The organism is Ensifer oleiphilus (genome assembly GCF_013371465.1).
Classification (GTDB): domain Bacteria; phylum Pseudomonadota; class Alphaproteobacteria; order Rhizobiales; family Rhizobiaceae; genus Ensifer; species Ensifer oleiphilus.
Genome location: NZ_JABWDU010000006.1, coordinates 138,009 through 155,468 on the forward strand (window position 1 = coordinate 138,009; position 17,460 = coordinate 155,468).

Below are 17,460 nucleotides of genomic sequence, written 5' to 3' on the forward strand. Positions count from 1 at the left end.
TCAGATACCGCTCATGCCATCCGAGCCGATATAGGCGATGCGCAGCATGTTGGTGGCGCCGGGCGTACCGAGCGGCACACCGGCCGAGATGATGACGCGCTCGCCGGGCTTGCCGAAACCTTCGTGAGCAACGATGCGGCAGGCGCGGTTGACCATGTCGTCGAGATCGGTCGCATCCTCGGTGACGACGCAGTGCAGGCCCCAGACCACCGAAAGACGGCGGGCGGTCTGCACGATCGGCGAAAGCGCGATGATCGGCACCTGCGGCCGCTCGCGGGCGGCGCGAAGGCCCGTCGTGCCGGACGAGGTGTAGCAGACGATCGCCGACAGCCGGAGCGTCTCGGCGATCTGGTGGGCCGCCAGCGAAATCGCGTCGGCACCGGTTGCCTCAGGCGGCGTGCGCTGCGCGTAGATGATGCTGGAATAGTGCGGGTCGCGCTCGACGTTGCTGGCGATCGAGGCCATGGTCGAGACGGCTTCCACCGGATACTCGCCGGAAGCGGATTCTGCCGACAGCATGATGGCGTCTGCGCCTTCGAAAACAGCGGTCGCAACGTCGGAGACTTCGGCGCGCGTCGGCACCGGCGCAGAGATCATCGATTCCAGCATCTGCGTGGCGACGACCACCGGCTTGCCGGCGCGGCGACATGCACGCGTCAGCTGCTTTTGCAGGCCGGGCACGGATTCGAGCGGCATTTCGACGCCGAGGTCGCCGCGCGCCACCATCAGCGCGTCGGAGAGCTCGATGATTTCGTCGATGCGCTCGAGCGCCTGCGGCTTTTCGATCTTGGACATCAGGCCGACGCGGCCGCGCGCGATCTTGCGCACTTCGGCCAGGTCCTCGGGACGCTGGACGAAGGACAGCGCCACCCAGTCGAACTCGCCGGTGGCCAGAAGCGCATCAAGGTCGGAGCGGTCCTTGTCGGTCAGAACGCCGACGGCCAGGAGCGTGTCGGGCAGGCTGACACCCTTGCGGTCGGAAATTTTCGTGCCGGCAACAACCGTCGTGACAATGCTCTTGCCATCGGTCTTTTCGGCGCGCAGATGAAGCTTGCCGTCGTCGATCAGCAGGCGATGGCCCGGCTTGACCGCTTCGAGGATCTCCGGATGCGGCAGGAAAACGCGGGTGCTGTCGCCGGGCTCGTCCTTATTGTCGAGAGTGAAGGTCTGGCCGACCTTGAGCTCGACCTTGCCGTCGGCAAACTTGCCGACCCGCAGCTTCGGGCCCTGCAGGTCGCCGAGAATGCCAATCGGGCGGCCACACCGCGCTTCGACGGCGCGGATGCGCTGCACCAGCGTGCGCATCACGTCGTGGCTTGCATGGCTCATGTTGATGCGGAACAGATCAGCCCCTGCCTCGTGCAGCTTCTGGATCATCTGCTCGTCGGAAGACGCCGGTCCGAGCGTGGCGAGGATTTTGACTTTTCTGTTCCGCTTCATCAATTCTGGCTTTCCTGCGTGCCGGGCGTATCGGAGAGCTGAACCATCCAGCTCCCTTGCCGCCCCGTGTCATATTCCTTGAATCCCATCCGCTGGAAGCCACGGGCATAGCAGTCCTGCACGCCCGGGATCTTGAATTCGTTTTCGTCGACGCACATGTTGACGTCGCCGGTCCAGCGGCCACCACGGGCCGCGTCTTCAGCGTAGAGATAATAGTATCGCGATTGGAGTTCGCCCTCGATCAGGGTCGCGCAGGTGGTCGCGGGAACCTGCCACCACCCCTCCGTTACCCAGCCTTCCTTGGCGCGGTAACCGATTGCCACGCCGACCAGATTTTGCGTGCCGTTGCAGACGCGAAAATCGGCGCGGGCCTCGCCGGCAAAAAGAAATGAGCCTGAAATCGCCAGGGAAAACAGGAGCATTGCCCACAATGTCGACAGCCCCGACTTCGCTTTGGAAAATGGATATCTGGACACGGTTTCCAATGGAACTCCGTTTTGATTTGCGTGGCCTTTCTTGCGACGACCAGCCCGGAAAGTCAACGTAACTCTAATCGATTACATCGCGCTAATTGGGTGCAGATTGCGCAAAACAGTTGCGTTTTTCTTGTGAATGTCGCCAACGCATGCAATCAAAAGCACAACTCCCGAAAGCAGACTGGAACGGCATGCAGTCCTATTCGCCCTATGAGATTATCGAAGCCAAACCCACAACCGGTCTGGTGCTTCTCGCCGATCACGCCATGAACCGCCTGCCGGAAGAATACGGCAGCCTCGGCCTGCCGGAAGCGGCATTTCAGCGGCATATCGCCTACGATATCGGCGTCGAACATCTGGTCCGCCGGCTTTCGGCCATGCTCGACGCTCCGGCGGTTCTCGGGTGTTTTTCGCGGCTCTTGATCGACCCCAACCGCGGCGAGGACGACCCGACACTGATCATGAAAATCTCCGACGGCGCCATCATTCCCGGAAACCATCCGATCACGCGCGAGGAATGGGACAACCGTCTGAACCGTTTCCATCGTCCCTATCACCGTGCGGTCGCCGAAACCTTGCAGCGCAGTGCGATTGCCTCGGGTGGTGCGCCGCTGGTCATTTCCATCCATTCCTTCACGCCCGCCTGGAAAGGCGTTTCCCGCCCCTGGCATGCCGCCGTACTCTGGGACAACGACCCGCGTGCTGTCGGTCCACTGATCCAAAAACTCGAGGCACCGGGTGACATCATCGTCGGCAACAACGAACCCTATGACGGCGCGCTGCGCGGGGATACGATGTTCCGCCACTGCATGGCGCCGGGCATTCCCCACGCGCTGATCGAGGTTAGGCAGGATCTGATTTCCGACGCGGCTGGCGTTGCCGCGTGGGCCGATCGGCTCGCCCCGATCCTTGCCGCCCTCAACACCCGCCCCGACCTGCATCGCTACGAGCGGCATCCGTCACGCACCGGCGCCTACGACATCTGAGACCAGGAACATACGCCCATGACCGAACTCACCCCGGACCAACAGACTGCCTTCGAGGCCGCCGCCTTCCGGCGTCTCGTCCAGCATCTGCGCGAGCGTAGCGACGTGCAGAACATCGACCTGATGAATCTGGCCGGGTTCTGCCGCAACTGTCTGTCCAATTGGTATCGGGACGCGGCCAACGAAGCAGGCGTCGCACTCGACAAGGAGCAATCCCGCGAAATCGTCTACGGCATGCCCTATGAGGAGTGGCGGGCGCTGAACCAAAGGGAGGCATCGAGTGAACAGAAAGCCGCCTTCGAGGTCAACCGCCCCAAGGAATAGGGCCCCGCGGCGGGGGTCGCCACGGAAATGCCGGCGTTGTTGCGCAATGGCCCTTGACCTTGGCCGCCGTTCGCGGCACGTCACGGCACCCAAGAATTTCATTCCCCGCAAAAGGAGAAGACCATGTCAGATGCACACGGCGTCGCACGCGACCAGCTCCGCGCTTTCATCGAACGGATTGAGCGCCTGGAAGAAGAAAAGAAGACCATCGCCGACGACATCAAGGACGTCTACGGCGAAGCCAAGTCCACCGGCTTCGATGCCAAGATCTTGCGCAAGGTCATCTCCATCCGCAAGCAGGACGCCGACGAGCGCATGGAGCAGGAAGCGATCCTCGACACCTACCTGCAGGCGCTCGGCATGATCCCGGCGGCCGAAGAAGAATAAGTTCTTCCGCGATCTTCAACAAAAAACCCGCCGGTTTCGCCGGCGGGTTTTTTTGTTGGGTCTCGGTTGCGGGAAGCTCAGTTGGTGCTGAACTTCTTCACTTCCATGAAGTTGACGGCGTTGCCGCTGAAGCGGGCCGTATCGACCGTTGTTCCGGCAGTGCTGTTGAAGCCTGCTGCGTAGACTGTCGTCGGGGCGGTGCGCAACGTCTTCGAGACGAAGCGCGGTGCCTTCACCGGCTTGGAAAGCGTCGCGACGCGACCGGCCGAGAGCGCCCATTCGGAGATGATCTTCTGAGTCAGCTTCGGCTCGGTGCGAACCGACGAGCGGGTCGCCGCATCGGCATCTTGCTTTTTCGGGCGGCCACTCTTTGCCGGGGCTCCCGCCTGGGTATCGAAGGCGCCATCAAAGGCATTGGCACGACCATTGGTCGAGGCCTGCGGCGCATAGGCTGCCATTTCTACCGGCTGCCGCACGGGCTCGCGCTCGGCCGATGTCGGTGCAGCAAGGGCGACACGTGCCGATGCCTCGGCCGCGGTATCACGCGGCGGCTCGGCGGAAGCCAGAACCGGACGCTCCGCAAAGGCCGGGACCGCAACCTTGGCGTCTGCGACGGCCGCAAGGGCCGCATCGCCAGCCGGGCGCATGGCCGGCACCGGCACGAAGCCGAGCGCCTGCATGTCGGTCGCCAGCGGATCGACCGAGGCGACAAGCGTTTCGCCGGCAGCGGCGTTCACACCACCACGATCGAGCATCTGCGGAACCGGCACCTTGACCGAGCCCAGGTCGGCAAATTCGCTCGGCATTTCCGGCGTCTCAGGCAGGGCAGCAGCCAGCGCGTCCTGCGCGGCGTTCTTCTGCGGCGCCACCAGTGCCACCGCTACGCCACCATCCGAAGGATTCTTGAAGGCGGGACGAACGGCTGGAACCGGCGCATTGATGTTCTGATCGGCGGCAACCGTCGGCTGCTGCTCGACGGCAACAGAACCGGCGACGCCGGGCAACGCTTCCTGAGCGGCGGGGGCCGAAGCCGTCTGCACCTTGGCCGGCGCTTCGCCACCTTCGTCGTCGGAGCCCGGACCGGCTGCGATTGCCGTGGGTTCTTCATCCTCGTCGCCGCCAGCGCCAAAGAGCATCGCGAACAGGTTGCCGCGGCGCTTGCCGCTCTCGGCATCGCCCGCCTTGGCGCCGCCACCGGCAACCTCGATCGCCGAAGCGCCGACGCGACGCTTGTAGTCGGCAACGGCCTGGTTGTAGCCCGGCAACGGTTTGCCGTCGGAAGGAACGTGCATGGTCTTGCCGTCGGGGAAGAGACGGGCGAGTTCGTTGCGGGTCATGCGCGGCCAGGCGCGAACGCCGCCGACATCCATGTGTACGAACGGAGAGCCCGAAGTCGGATAGTAGCCAACGCCACCGACCTGGAACTTCATGCCGATTTCACGCACCGTCTTCAGCTTCACGTCGGGGATGTAGAAGTCCATCGCCTTGCCGAGCATGTGCTGGCTCTTCTTGGCAACTCCCTTGGAGCGCGAACGCAGCATGCCGTTGGTGGCCGGCGAACGATAGGCCGAAACAACGTGGATGTAATCGCGCGAGCCGCTCTTGGTATAGACTTCCCACACGAGGTCGAGCAGGCGCGGATCCATCTTTGTCGGCTCGTTGCGACGCCAGTCGCGCAGGAACCGGTTGATCTGCTGCAGGCCCTTCGGGTCGTAGCGACCGTTGCGCTTGAAGGTGATCTGCGCCTTTTCCTGCGTATGGATGAAATAGAGCTTGAGCGTGCGCGTCTGGCCGGCAGCCTCGACGGGAGGCGCCATGCCAGGCGTGACCAGCGATACCGCGAGGGCGATGGATGTCAGAACCTGCGGCACCTTACGGGTCATCGCCGAGCAGAGTCTGCTAGCTAAGGAGCCGAGAGGCTTCTTAAAACCGAACAAATTTGGCATTCAATCCCCGTCCGACGGACAACCGTGCTTCGCTGTCTCAGATGACTGTCAAATAAGGTGACAGCATGGCATATATGCCACAGTCGTCACCGCCCCTTATAATATAGTGAATACTTCACTAACAAGGTCTAAACGGCGGTGATGCAATCGCACGGCTAATGAATCGTGAATGCGTCGATTTTATGCCGCCTCGCGCAGGGGATTGTCGGGGTCGATGCCGTAATCCTTGAGCTTTCGGTAGAGCGTCGACCGGCCGATGCCGAGTTTCCGGGCCACCTGGCTCATCTGACCCCGGTAGAATTTCAGCGCAAAACGAATCAGTTCCTCCTCCACTTCGGCAAGCTTGCGCACGTCTCCGCCCTCGTCGACGCTGGCAATTGCGTTCTCCATGCGGCCGTCATGAGATGTATCGGCCTCCATCGATTTCGCCGCCCTGGCATAATCGGGGTAGACGCTTGCAGCCGGGTCGACGGCGACGGGGCGCTCAGGCCCGGCATCGCCCCAGGAAAAGCCGGAGCGGTCGGAGACGACGTAGCCGGGGATCTGCGTGGCGATCTGCGGGAAGTCCTTGACGGTCAGCTCGCCGCCTTCGGCCAGAACGACCGCGCGGAAGATTGCGTTCTCCAGCTGGCGGATGTTACCCGGCCAGTCATAGGCGGTGAGCAGCGCCATCGCACCGCTCGAAACGGTGAGCGGCATGCTGAGCCTCTGCTCGGATGCGAACCGATCGACAAACGAGCGCACAAGAACCGGGATGTCCTCCTTGCGCCGGCGCAGCGCCGGAATGGTGATCGGGAAGACGTTGAGGCGGTAATAGAGATCCTCGCGGAACCGGCCCTCGCGCACCTCGTTGATGAGGTCCTTGTTGGTGGCCGAGATCAGACGGACGTTCACCCGATGCGGATGGCGCGCGCCGATCGTCTCGATCTCCCCCTGCTGGACCGCACGCAAAAGCTTCACCTGGACTTCGAGCGGCAGGTCGCCGATCTCGTCGAGGAACAGCGTGCCGCCATCGGCATCGACGAATTTGCCGCTGTGCTTTTCGGAGGCACCGGTAAAGGCGCCCTTCTCATGGCCAAAGAGAATGCTCTCGACCAGATTGTGCGGGATCGCGCCACAGTTGACGGTGATGAACGGCTTGCCCGAACGGTCGCTGGCCGCCTGGATCGCCCGCGCCACCATTTCCTTGCCGACACCGGATTCGCCTTCGAGCACGATCGGAATGTTGGACTGTGCAGCCCGTCGGGCAAGATCGATCACCCGGATCATCGCGGGGCTTGCCGACACGACGTCATCGAAGCCGACGGCGCCGCCGCGCGGGCGGCGCGAGGTTTTGACCTTGCCGTCGCGGCTCGCCATCTTCAGCGCATTGCCGAGCGCCACCGACAGCCGCTCCGGCGAAACCGGCTTGACCAGGAAGTCGAAGGCACCGGCCTGCATCGCATGAACGACGGTTTCGATGCCGCCTTGCCCGGTCTGAACGATCACGGGCGTATCGACGCCCCGTTCCGCCAGCGCATCGAGAAAGCCGTGGCCGTTCATTTCGGGCATCAGCAAATCGAGAAGGATGACGTTGATGATGCCGCCCTTGCGCTCGAGCAATTCCAGGCCGCTGCGGCCATTGTCGGCGAGATGCGCGACATGACCGAGACGCTCGATCATGTTCGTCAGCAACCGGCGCTGCACCGGATCGTCATCGATGACAAGAATGTGTGATGTCACGGAAGCCTCCTGCTTTGGACACGCGGTACTTTTGGCCAACGTCATGTGCCAAATCACGTCAGGCATCTGTGCCATAAAGGGCTGAACATCATCTTTTGAGAAATGCTTGCATTTTATCCATCGCCGGCGATAGCAATGGGACCCGTATCGCTTGCCTCTTCCTGCCACGAACGAGAGAAATCCGACGATGACCTTCCGCACCTTCGCCCTCGAGAAAACCGTCGTGCGCGCTGCTGCCGACCCTGCCAAGGGTGCCGTGGCCGAGCTCGGCGAGCTGCCCTCCTGGCGGCTGGAGGATCTCTATCCGTCCGCAACTTCGGACGCCTTCCGCTCGGATATGAAAAAGGCCGAAGCGGATTCGATTGCGTTCGAGGCCAGATGGAAAGGCAAGCTTGCCACCGCTGCGACAAAGACCGGCAACGACGGCATCGGCGCCGCCGTCAAGGAATTCGAGGCGCTGGAAGACATCATGGGACGCATCGCGTCCTTTGCCGGCCTCACCTATTTCTCCGACACGTCCAAGCCGGAAAACGGCAAACTCTATGGCGACGTGCAGTCGAAGCTGACCGACATGTCGGCGCATCTCCTGTTCTTCTCGCTCGAGCTCAACCGCATCGACGATGCCGTGATCGATGCAGCGCTTGCCAATGACAGCCTGGCCGCGCACTACAAGCCTTGGCTTCTCGACCTGCGCAAGGACAAGCCCTATCAGCTCGACGACAAGCTCGAGCAACTGTTCCTCGAAAAATCGATGACCGGGCCTGCCGCCTTCAACCGCCTGTTCGACGAGACCATGGCGGCACTAACCTTCACCGTCGACGACGAGAAGATGCCACTCGAAATGGCCCTGAACCTGCTGCAGGATCCTTCGACGGAAGTGCGCAGGAAGGCAGCGATGGCGCTCGCCGAAACCTTCAGGGCCAATATCCGCACCTTCACGCTGATCACCAACACGCTCGCCAAGGACAAGGAAATCTCCGATCGCTGGCGCGGCTTCGAGGATATCGCCGACAGCCGGCATCTCGCCAACCGCGTCGAGCGCGAGGTCGTCGATGCGCTCGCAGAAGCGGTGAAGACAGCCTATCCGCGCCTCTCGCATCGCTACTACGCGATGAAGGCAAAGTGGCTCGGCATGGAACAGATGGAGTTCTGGGATCGCAACGCGCCGCTGCCCGAAACGCCGAACGCGCTGATCTCCTGGAACGAGGCAAAGGACACGGTGCTTTCGGCCTACCATGCTTTCGACCCGGAGATGGCCGCAATCGCCCGCCGCTTCTTCGACGACCGCTGGATCGATGCACCGGTTCGGCCCGGCAAGGCGCCTGGCGCCTTCGCTCACCCGACCGTTCCGTCAGCGCACCCTTACGTACTCGTCAACTATATGGGCAAGCCGCGCGACGTGATGACGCTCGCCCACGAACTCGGCCACGGCGTGCATCAGGTGCTCGCCGGCGAACAGGGCGCATTGATGGCTTCGACGCCACTGACCCTGGCCGAAACCGCATCGGTGTTCGGTGAAATGCTGACCTTCCGCGCGCTGCTCGACCAGACCAAGGATAAGCGCGAGCGCAAGGCCATGCTCGCCCAAAAGGTCGAGGACATGATCAACACGGTCGTGCGCCAGATCGCTTTCTACGAATTCGAGCGCAAGCTGCACACCGCGCGCAAGGAAGGCGAACTGACCGCCGAGGATATCGGCAATCTGTGGCTCTCGGTACAGGCGGAGAGCCTCGGTCCGGCAATCCGGATTTCCGAGGGCTATGAGACCTACTGGGCCTATATCCCGCACTTCATCCACTCGCCGTTCTACGTCTATGCCTACGCCTTCGGCGATTGCCTGGTGAACTCGCTCTATGCCGTCTACCAGAACGCCGAAAAGGGCTTTCAGGCGAAGTATTTCGAGCTTCTGAAGGCCGGCGGCACCAAGCACCATTCCGAGTTGCTGGCTCCCTTTGGCCTCGACGCGACCGATCCGTCGTTCTGGGCACAGGGTCTGTCGATGATCGAAGGGCTGATCGACGAACTCGAGGCGCTTGATAAGGCGTGATCCGGCGCGGGCCTCGCCCGCGCTCCAGAGACTTTCAAGGAAAAGTGCGAAGCGGCATCGATGAACGAAAATGCACCCTATGTGCTTTTCCGGGACGACAGCGAAAACCGGACCACGGTCTTCGCTGATCCGGAGCGCATCGTCACGGCGCGCACCAAAGCCGAATTCCGCCGCGGCCTCGCCGAGCTCGAACGCGCTCATGAAGCCGGAAAATGGATCGCCGGCTTCATGGCCTATGAGGCCGGCCATCTCTTCGAGGAGAAGCTCACCCCCTTCGCCGAGGAGGGTCGCGAGACGCCGTTGATGTCCTTCGGCATCTTCGACGCGCCGAGTGACGACCATCCGCTCGGTTTGCCGCAACGACGGATCGAGAACGAGCCTTTTCTTTCCGGACCGCGTGCCGCCTGGGATTTTTCCACCTACCGCCAGCGGTTCGACCGTCTGCACCAGCACTTGCGCCAGGGCGATTGTTACCAGGCGAACCTGACCATGCCGATCCGCGCCCGCTGGTCGGGCGACCCGCGCGCTGCCTTCTGGTCGCTGATCGAACGGCAACCGGTCAAGTACGGCGCCCTCGTAGCGCTCGATGGCCCGATCCTCGTTTCACGCTCGCCCGAGCTTTTCTTCCGGGTCGATGCCGACAGATGGATCGAGACGCATCCGATGAAGGGCACGGCAAAACGCGGCGCCTCGGCTGAAGAGGATGCCGAGATCATTGCCGCCATGCGCACTGACGAGAAGACGCAGGCCGAGAACCGCATGATCGTCGACCTCCTGCGCAACGACATCTCCCGCATCACCGAGGTCGGAACACTCGACGTGCCGAAACTCTTCGACATCGAGACCTATCCGACCGTTCATCAGATGGTCAGCCATGTCAGGGCCAGGCTGCGGCCCGATGTCGGCATCACCGATATTTTCGCAGCACTCTTCCCCTGCGGCTCGATCACCGGCGCGCCGAAGATGCGGGCGATGGAGATCCTGCACGATCTGGAAGACGGCCCGCGCGACGCCTATTGCGGTGCGATCGGCTTCATCGCGCCGAACGGCATCATGCGCTTCAGCGTCGCCATCCGCACCATCTCGCTGTTTGCCGACGGCGAGGCCGTCTTCAATGTCGGCGGTGGCATCGTCTTTGATTCCGGCGCCCAGTCCGAATATGACGAATGCCTGCTCAAGGCGCGCTTCGCCATCGGCGATGCCGAGATTGCCCGATGACGGATTTCTCGCTGATCGAGACCCTGCGCTACGAGCCCGATGCCGGCTTCGTGCGTTTGAGGCTGCATCTGGCCCGGCTGAAACGGTCGGCACGCAGACTGGGTTTTTCCGGTGTCAACCAGGCACAGGCAGAGCTGCAGAAGGCCGTTGAGGACGCGACTGTTCCCCTGCGCATAAGGCTGACGCTCGACCGACAGGGTGCCATCGCCGTGACCACGGCAGCTTTCACGCCTCTTGCCGCAGACGCAGTCTGGCGTGTGCGTCTTGCCGACACTCGGCTCTCCTCCGAAGACAAGCTCCTGCGGGTCAAGACGACGCGGCGCGGCATCTACGAGACGGCGCGCGCCGAGTATCCGGCAACGGAGGTCGAAGAAGTTCTCCTTCTGAACGAGAAGGGCGAGGTCTGCGAGGGGACGATCACAACGATCTTCCTCGACGACGGCAGCGGCACACTGAAAACACCGCCGATCGCCTGCGGGCTCCTGGCCGGCGTGCTGAGAACGGAACTCATCTGCCAGAGGCGAGCGCGCGTCGCCCGCCTGTCACCAGACGATCTGGCACGCGGCCAGCTCTATGTCGGCAATTCGCTACGGGGCCTGATCCGGGCGAAGCTCGGGGTCTGAACCCGGCAAGGTGTAGCGCTTCACCCGATCACGCCCGTCGCGCTTGGCGAGGTAAAGCGCCTCGTCGGCGCGGGCATAGATGTCCTTGACGCCGTCGCCTTCCCGGTATTCGGCCAACCCCACCGAACAGGTGTAGTAGAACTCCGGAATGCTCGCGAGCGGCCTGGCACTGCGCACCTTGTCGAGCAGCCGGTCGAGGATCATGTTGCCTTCGCTGATCGTGGTGTCGGGCAGGATCAGCATGAACTCCTCGCCGCCGATGCGGCCGAAACAATCGGAGCGGCGCACGAATTCCTGCATCTGGCGGGCAAAATCGAGCAGCACCTCATCGCCCTGGTGGTGGCCGTAGCGGTCGTTGATCGCCTTGAAATAGTCGATGTCGATGATGGCGACGCAGCCCCACATATGCGGGTTCTGGGCGCAGTTGGCGATGAACTCGCCGAGCCGCCCCATGGTGTGGCGCCGGTTGGGGACATTGGTCAGTTCGTCGACCTGCGAGGCGCGCAACGCAAAATCGCGGTCCTGGCGCAGGGCGCGCTCCTCGACGCGAACGGTGGTGATGTCGACCGCGACGCACAGCATGTATCCCCTGGCATCGACGGTCTCCGTCATCCACAGCCAGCGGCCGTCATGCAGGTCGGTCTCCATCGCACGAAACGGAACTTTACCGCGCCGATGGATCGTCGAAGCGATCCAGCCTTCGACGTCGTTGGTCGAAAGAACCGTGCCCCGACCGGCCGCGTGGTTGCGCCGCATGATGTCGGCCCAGGTCGGCGTCTCCTCCGCGTCGACGAAATAGGCGGTGCGAAAAGCCTCGTTGGCAAATTGCAGCCGGTCGTGCTGATCGTAGAGAGCCATCAGCACGGGCGTTTGGGCCTGCAGGCCCATGAGAGTCTTGATGTGGTCGCCGGTCACGTTCAGTCTGCAACGCCTCCAGGTCTGGCAAGGAAACAACAATCATGGCGCGTAGCGGATGATTGTATGAAAGCTATAGCACGAAGTGCTTGTGACAAGCTTCGGCCCATGCGAAACGAAAGGGATTATGGTTAAATCGCGAGAATGATCCGGTCATCCCGCATGAGACACACGCCCTACGACGGCTCCTCCAAGCCCTTTACCATCGGCCTCACCCAACTTGATCCCGATCGCTGGATCGAGCCGGACGATCTGCTACAGCACTATCTCGACCAGAAGGCCCAGTTGCTCGCGCGGTCGCGCGACGCCGTTTTCGTTGCAGAACAAGGGACGCAGGACGCGCAACGCGAGCTGCTACAGATCCTTTGCGACTATCTGCCGACGCGATATCCCGACATCTACCGTCAAGACGGGGATACCATGACAGTCGGCGGGCGACGTGCGGACCTGTTGGGCGACGACGCGCTGGTGATTGCCGGCTCGCTCATTCAGGACGATCTCGCGATCATGCAGCGCGGCGATCGCGGCTGGCGCCTTGGCGCCGCATATATCGCCTTCCCGTCATCCTGGTCGCTGGCGGAAAAGTTCGGGCGCACGATGGATGAGATCCATGCCCCGGTTCCCGGCTTCGGCGACGGCACGCGCAATGCCGAACTCATCGCCCGCATGTTCGACAACCTGCCCCCCGGCCGTTTCGTCGAGCGCTTCAACTGGGCTGTCAATGTCGACGGTTCCCTGCATCTGCCCAAGTCGAAATCCGAAAGCCTCGCGGCAACCGCCATCGACCTGACCGAAGAAAGCGCGTTCATCCGCATCGAACGCCAGACGTTGCGCAAACTGCCCGAGACCGGTGCAATCGTCTTCACCATCCGCATCTATTCCGATCCCCTGGCCATGTTGCGACACAGAGAAGATGCCGCCACTCTGGCTCTTTCCTTCGTCGAGCAACTGCGCGCGCTCGACCTGCCGCAGGCCGCCTACAAGGGCCTCGTCAGCAAGCGCGACGCCCTGATTTCGGCGCTGATTTCCATCGCTGGTTAAACAATATCGCAGGTCAGCGTTGACCCGCCGGCCCTTTATTGTGACAGCAAACTGTGCTCTAGGGCCTATCACACGGCGCGAGCCTCATTTTCAGACACTTTCAACACCGTCTCAGGGAAAGTTTCCTCAGGAGTAAGACCAAAATGGCAGACACCACCTATCCGGTTTACGGCGAGATCACCGGCCCGATCGTCATGATCGGCTTCGGTTCGATCGGCCGCGGCACCTTGCCGTTGATCGAGCGCCACTTCAAATACGACAAGAACCGGTTGATCGTGATCGAGCCGCGTGAGGATGCCGCCGACAACGAGATCTTCGAACGCCACGGCGTGCGCCACGTTCGCGCGCATGTGACGAAGGACAACTATAAGGAACTGCTGAAGCCGCTTCTGACCGAAGGCGAAGGCCAGGGCTTCTGCGTCAACCTGTCGGTCGACACCGGTTCGGTCGACCTGATCAAGATGTGCCGCAAGCTCGACGTTCTCTACATCGACACGGTCGTCGAGCCATGGCTCGGCTTCTACTTCGATGCCGAAATGGACAATGCCTCGCGCACCAACTACGCCCTGCGCGAAACGCTGCGCAAGGAAAAGGAAAAGAACCCGGGCGGCACCACGGCCGTTTCGACCTGCGGCGCCAACCCGGGCATGGTCTCGTGGTTCGTCAAGCAGGGCCTCCTGAACCTCGCCAACGATCTTGGCGTGAAGTTCGACGAGCCGCATCAGGACGACCGCGAAGGCTGGGCGAAGCTGATGAAGAAGGTTGGCGTCAAGGGCGTGCACATTGCCGAGCGCGACACCCAGCTGACCAAGAAGCCGAAGCCGCTCAACGTCTTTTGGAACACCTGGTCGGTCGAAGGCTTCATCTCCGAAGGTCTGCAGCCGGCGGAACTCGGCTGGGGCACCCACGAGAACTGGATGCCGAAGAACGCCAAGAAGCACAAGAAGGGCTGCAAGGCAGCCATCTATCTGGAGCAGCCGGGCGCAAACACCCGCGTTCGCAGCTGGTGCCCGACCCCCGGTCCGCAGTACGGCTTCCTCGTCACCCACAACGAGTCGATCTCGATCGCGGACTTCTTCACCGTCCGCGACAAGGACGGTGAAGTCACCTATCGCCCGACCTGCCACTACGCCTACCATCCGGCCAACGACGCCGTGCTGTCGCTGCACGAAATGTTCGGCAACGGCGGCAATGCGCAGCCGGTCCATCACGTTCTCGACGAGAAGGAACTCGTTGAAGGTGTCGACGAACTGGGCGTCCTGCTCTACGGCCACGACAAGAACGCCTATTGGTTCGGTTCGCGCCTGTCTCTGGAAGAGACGCGCCGCATCGCGCCCTACCAGAACGCCACCGGCCTGCAGGTCACCTCTGCCGTGCTTGCCGGCATGGTCTGGGCGATCGAAAACCCGAAGGCCGGCATCGTCGAGGCCGACGAGATGGACTACAAGCGCTGCCTCGAAGTGCAGCTGCCCTATCTCGGCCCGGTCGAAGGCCACTACACCGATTGGACCCCGCTCGACGGTCGCCCGGGCCTGTTCCCGGAAGACATCGACACCAAGGATCCCTGGCAGTTCAAGAACATCCTCGTTCGCTAAACCGCTGACATTACGAAGCATACGGCCCGGGGCATTTTCGCCCCGGGCTTTTTTTGTCCATATGGGAAAAGCCCGGCACGTCGGCCCGAGCGCTCTTGCTTTCAACTCTTGATCGCGGCATGGTTCGGCGAAATGAAACGGACGCTCGGCACCAAGCGAGGGAAATCGCCAATGAAGCCATTCGCAATTCTGACCCTTCTCGCGACCGCCGCGGCCCTGGCATCCTGCCAGTCGTCGCCCCGGGAAGTTGGAGGGGCACCGCCCGCTCGCCAGGCAGCGGGTGTCGAAGGCTCATGGACGGATCCGAACGGCATCGTGTCGACCTTTGCAGGCGGCACCTTCTCGACCCGCACCACCGACAGCAACCAGTTGCTGGCTTCCGGCAACTACGTGAAGCTCAGCCCGACGCTTGTCGAGATCAACATGACCTCGCTGGTGCGCAACACCCAATCCAAGGTCAATTGCGCGCTGGTGACCCAGAGCCAGCTCAACTGCACCACCGATGCCGGCGCCCAGTTCTCGCTGGCGCGACGCGGCTGAGACTGTCTTCGGTACACAAATCAAAGCCTCCGCAAGGGGGCTTTTTTTGTTGCTATTGTATGACTTAACCCTAGTTACAGATCCGGCAACCGGAGGATGGCTTTAGCGCTTGAACTCGCCCCGAAGTGATGAAACCATCCGCCCCGGCAAAGCCACCCCGGCTGTGGGGACCAGATCCGTAACCCGGACCTGCGATCGGCCGGCAGACAACAGGCAAAACAGGAGAACATCATGATCAGACACATGCGGACCGGCCTGATGACCGCGTCCATTTTCGCCCTCTCCTCGGGCGCAGCCTTCGCCGATTATGAACTGAACATCCTGCATATCAACGATCTCCACTCCCGCGTCGAATCGATCAACAAGTTCGATTCGACCTGCTCGACTGAGGAGGAAGGCAAGAACGAGTGCTTCGGCGGGGTTGCGCGCCTGAAGACCCTGATCGACCAGAAGCGCCAGGACATGTCGGGCAAGAACGTGCTGCTTTTGAACGCCGGCGACAACTTCCAGGGTTCGCTGTTCTTCACCACCTACAAGGGTCTGGCAGAAGCCGAATTCCTCAACCTAATGAAGTTCGATGCGATGACCGTCGGCAACCATGAATTCGACGAGAGTGAGGATGGCCTTGTCGGCTTCCTCGAAAAGGTCGAATTCCCCGTCGTCACCGCCAACGTGCTGCCGAGCTACAAGTCGAAGATCGGTGACCGGATCAAGCCGTCGATCGTTCTTGAAGTGGGTGGTCAGAAGGTCGGCATCGTCGGTGCCGTCGCCAACGACACGCCCGAGCTTTCCTCACCCGGCCCGGACATCCTGATCGGCGACGATGTCGCCACCACGACCGCTGCGGTCGAAGAGCTGAAGAAGCAGGGCGTCGACAAGATCATCGCCCTCACCCACGTCGGCTACCCGCGTGACCTGGCGGCGATCGCCAAGATCCCCGATGTCGACATCGTCGTCGGCGGCCATTCGCACAGCCTGTTGTCGAACACCGACGAAAAGGCCGAAGGCCCCTACCCCACGATGGTCGACAACCCCGGCGGCTACAAGGTCCCCGTTGTCCAGGCCGGTTCCTATTCGAAGTATCTCGGCGATCTCGTCGTCACCTTCGACGACAAGGGCGTGGTCAAGGCTGCCAAGGGCGATCCGATCCTGGTCGACAGCTCCGTCAAGCCCGACCAGTCGGTTCTGACCCGCGTGGCCGAACTCGCCAAGCCGATCGAGGAGCTGCGCTCCAAGATCATCGGCAAGAACGAAGCGCCGATCGACGGTTCGCGTGAGACGTGCCGCGCCAAGGAATGCGAAATGGGCAGCCTCGTCGCCGACGCCATGCTCGACCGCGTCAAGGGCCAGGGCGTGACCATCGCGATCACCAATGGCGGCGGTCTGCGTGCGTCGATCGACGCCGGCGACGTTTCGATGGGCGAAGCGATCACCGTCCTGCCGTTCCAGAACACCGTCGCGACGTTCCAGCTGAAGGGTGCCGACATCAAGGCGGCACTTGAGAACGGCCTCAGCAAGCTCGAAGAGGCAGGCGGCCGCTTCCCGCAGGTGGCCGGTCTCAAATATTCCTTCGACCGCTCGGAACCGGTCGGCAGCCGTGTCGTATCGGTCGAAGTCAAGGACGGCGAGGCCTACGGCCCGCTCGATCCGGCCAAGACCTATTCGCTGGTCACCAACAACTACATGCGCAATGGCGGCGACGGCTACGACGTGTTCAAGACCAAGGGCGAGAATGCCTATGACTACGGTCCGGGCCTCGAAACCGTATTGGCCGACTATCTGGCCGCACACCAGCCGTTCAAGCCCTACACGGATGGCCGCATCACCGAAGTCGCTGCAGCCGCCGGCGCGACCGCAGCCGAACCGGCAGCGGAAACAGCGCCTGCCGATACAACGGCAACGCAGCCTGCATCCGATGCCGCCGCGACAACGCCGGCCACCGGTCCTCAGAAGCACGTCATCGCCAAGGGCGACACGCTTTGGGATCTCGCCAAGGCGTTCTACGGCGACGGCGCACTCTGGGCGAAGATCTCGGCCGCCAATGGCAAGCCGGCCCCGCGCCACCTGCATGTCGGCACCGAACTGGAGATTCCGGCAAAGTAAGACAATTTGCCTCCCCCTCGAATGCCGGCGCGGGCTTCCCCGCGCCGGCATTTCTTTTTAGAAGGACGTGAACCGAAGACCATGTCCCGACGTATAA

Annotated in this window: 13 protein-coding genes and 2 pseudogenes; 10 read left to right on the forward strand and 5 right to left on the reverse strand. The window is 62.2% G+C overall.

The genetic code is table 11. The annotated features are described in order from the left end of the window. The gene (gene pyk, locus HT585_RS22075; RefSeq protein ID WP_176354954.1) at positions 1-1,440 is read right to left on the reverse strand and encodes a pyruvate kinase; all 1,440 of its coding nucleotides are present in this window, start codon (positions 1,438-1,440) and stop codon (positions 1-3) included. Continuing rightward, positions 1,440-1,820: pseudogene (locus HT585_RS22080) on the reverse strand (DUF1036 domain-containing protein); the annotation flags it as partial. The gene pyk and the pseudogene HT585_RS22080, both read right to left, overlap by 1 nt. 287 nt (positions 1,821-2,107) lie before the next feature. On the opposite strand from HT585_RS22080, the gene HT585_RS22085 reads away from it, so the two are divergent. The 3 genes from HT585_RS22085 (at position 2,108) to HT585_RS22095 (ending at position 3,613) form a co-directional block, all read left to right on the forward strand. Continuing rightward, complete coding sequence (locus HT585_RS22085; protein ID WP_176355125.1) at positions 2,108-2,902, forward strand: N-formylglutamate amidohydrolase; 795 nt, start codon at positions 2,108-2,110, stop codon at positions 2,900-2,902. 18 nt (positions 2,903-2,920) lie between these two features. Beyond that, on the forward strand, positions 2,921-3,226 hold the full coding sequence (locus tag HT585_RS22090) for a DUF1244 domain-containing protein (RefSeq protein WP_176354956.1): 306 nt from the start codon (positions 2,921-2,923) through the stop codon (positions 3,224-3,226). Positions 3,227-3,349: 123 nt separating this feature from the next. After that, complete coding sequence (locus tag HT585_RS22095) at positions 3,350-3,613, forward strand: DUF2312 domain-containing protein (protein ID WP_176354957.1); 264 nt, start codon at positions 3,350-3,352, stop codon at positions 3,611-3,613. Between the two features lie 77 nt (positions 3,614-3,690). On the opposite strand, the gene HT585_RS22100 is transcribed toward HT585_RS22095, so the two are convergent. Beyond that, the gene (locus HT585_RS22100; protein WP_176354958.1) at positions 3,691-5,559 is read right to left on the reverse strand and encodes a peptidoglycan L,D-endopeptidase MepK; all 1,869 of its coding nucleotides are present in this window, start codon (positions 5,557-5,559) and stop codon (positions 3,691-3,693) included. Between the two features lie 180 nt (positions 5,560-5,739). Further along, positions 5,740-7,333: pseudogene (locus HT585_RS22105) on the reverse strand (sigma-54-dependent transcriptional regulator). Between the two features lie 135 nt (positions 7,334-7,468). Between HT585_RS22105 and HT585_RS22110 the strand changes: the two are divergent. Genes HT585_RS22110 through HT585_RS22120 form a run of 3 tightly spaced genes read left to right on the forward strand, consistent with a single transcriptional unit; the run spans position 7,469 to position 11,169 of the window. Next, on the forward strand, positions 7,469-9,328 hold the full coding sequence (locus HT585_RS22110) for a M3 family oligoendopeptidase (RefSeq protein ID WP_176354960.1): 1,860 nt from the start codon (positions 7,469-7,471) through the stop codon (positions 9,326-9,328). A 60-nt stretch (positions 9,329-9,388) separates the two neighbouring features. Then, positions 9,389-10,546: an aminodeoxychorismate synthase component I gene (locus HT585_RS22115; protein ID WP_176354961.1), complete on the forward strand. Its 1,158-nt coding sequence runs from the start codon at positions 9,389-9,391 to the stop codon at positions 10,544-10,546. Next, positions 10,543-11,169, forward strand: a complete 627-nt coding sequence (locus HT585_RS22120) for an aminotransferase class IV family protein (protein WP_176354962.1) — start codon at positions 10,543-10,545, stop codon at positions 11,167-11,169. The genes HT585_RS22115 and HT585_RS22120 overlap by 4 nt, the downstream gene beginning before the upstream one ends. Here the strand turns inward: HT585_RS22120 and HT585_RS22125 are convergent. Then, complete coding sequence (locus HT585_RS22125) at positions 11,134-12,084, reverse strand: diguanylate cyclase domain-containing protein (protein ID WP_176354963.1); 951 nt, start codon at positions 12,082-12,084, stop codon at positions 11,134-11,136. The genes HT585_RS22120 and HT585_RS22125 overlap by 36 nt on opposite strands. Before the next feature lie 162 nt (positions 12,085-12,246). Here HT585_RS22125 and HT585_RS22130 point away from each other — a divergent pair, with 162 nt between their 5' ends. The 4 genes from HT585_RS22130 to HT585_RS22145 all read left to right on the forward strand — a co-directional run bounded on the left by HT585_RS22130 (position 12,247) and on the right by HT585_RS22145 (position 17,363). After that, positions 12,247-13,125, forward strand: a complete 879-nt coding sequence (locus HT585_RS22130) for a heme-dependent oxidative N-demethylase family protein (RefSeq protein ID WP_425513773.1) — start codon at positions 12,247-12,249, stop codon at positions 13,123-13,125. Positions 13,126-13,268: 143 nt separating this feature from the next. Next, the gene (locus tag HT585_RS22135) at positions 13,269-14,720 is read left to right on the forward strand and encodes a homospermidine synthase (RefSeq protein WP_176354965.1); all 1,452 of its coding nucleotides are present in this window, start codon (positions 13,269-13,271) and stop codon (positions 14,718-14,720) included. Between the two features lie 171 nt (positions 14,721-14,891). Continuing rightward, positions 14,892-15,260, forward strand: coding sequence for an outer membrane lipoprotein Omp10 (gene omp10 / locus HT585_RS22140; protein ID WP_176354966.1), 369 nt, complete (start codon positions 14,892-14,894; stop codon positions 15,258-15,260). 231 nt (positions 15,261-15,491) lie between these two features. Continuing rightward, positions 15,492-17,363: a bifunctional metallophosphatase/5'-nucleotidase gene (locus tag HT585_RS22145; protein WP_176354967.1), complete on the forward strand. Its 1,872-nt coding sequence runs from the start codon at positions 15,492-15,494 to the stop codon at positions 17,361-17,363. The last annotated feature ends 97 nt before the right edge of the window (positions 17,364-17,460 follow it).

Bases quoted from the DNA above. Each gene is read 5' to 3' on its own strand.
- pyk (WP_176354954.1), bottom strand. From the start codon at position 1,440: ATGAAGCGGAACAGAAAAGTCAAAATCCTCGCCACGCTCGGACCGGCG.
- HT585_RS22085 (WP_176355125.1), top strand. From the start codon at position 2,108: ATGCAGTCCTATTCGCCCTATGAGATTATCGAAGCCAAACCCACAACC.
- HT585_RS22090 (WP_176354956.1), top strand. From the start codon at position 2,921: ATGACCGAACTCACCCCGGACCAACAGACTGCCTTCGAGGCCGCCGCC.
- HT585_RS22095 (WP_176354957.1), top strand. From the start codon at position 3,350: ATGTCAGATGCACACGGCGTCGCACGCGACCAGCTCCGCGCTTTCATC.
- HT585_RS22100 (WP_176354958.1), bottom strand. From the start codon at position 5,559: ATGCCAAATTTGTTCGGTTTTAAGAAGCCTCTCGGCTCCTTAGCTAGC.
- HT585_RS22110 (WP_176354960.1), top strand. From the start codon at position 7,469: ATGACCTTCCGCACCTTCGCCCTCGAGAAAACCGTCGTGCGCGCTGCT.
- HT585_RS22115 (WP_176354961.1), top strand. From the start codon at position 9,389: ATGAACGAAAATGCACCCTATGTGCTTTTCCGGGACGACAGCGAAAAC.
- HT585_RS22120 (WP_176354962.1), top strand. From the start codon at position 10,543: ATGACGGATTTCTCGCTGATCGAGACCCTGCGCTACGAGCCCGATGCC.
- HT585_RS22130 (WP_425513773.1), top strand. From the start codon at position 12,247: ATGAGACACACGCCCTACGACGGCTCCTCCAAGCCCTTTACCATCGGC.
- HT585_RS22135 (WP_176354965.1), top strand. From the start codon at position 13,269: ATGGCAGACACCACCTATCCGGTTTACGGCGAGATCACCGGCCCGATC.
- omp10 (WP_176354966.1), top strand. From the start codon at position 14,892: ATGAAGCCATTCGCAATTCTGACCCTTCTCGCGACCGCCGCGGCCCTG.
- HT585_RS22145 (WP_176354967.1), top strand. From the start codon at position 15,492: ATGATCAGACACATGCGGACCGGCCTGATGACCGCGTCCATTTTCGCC.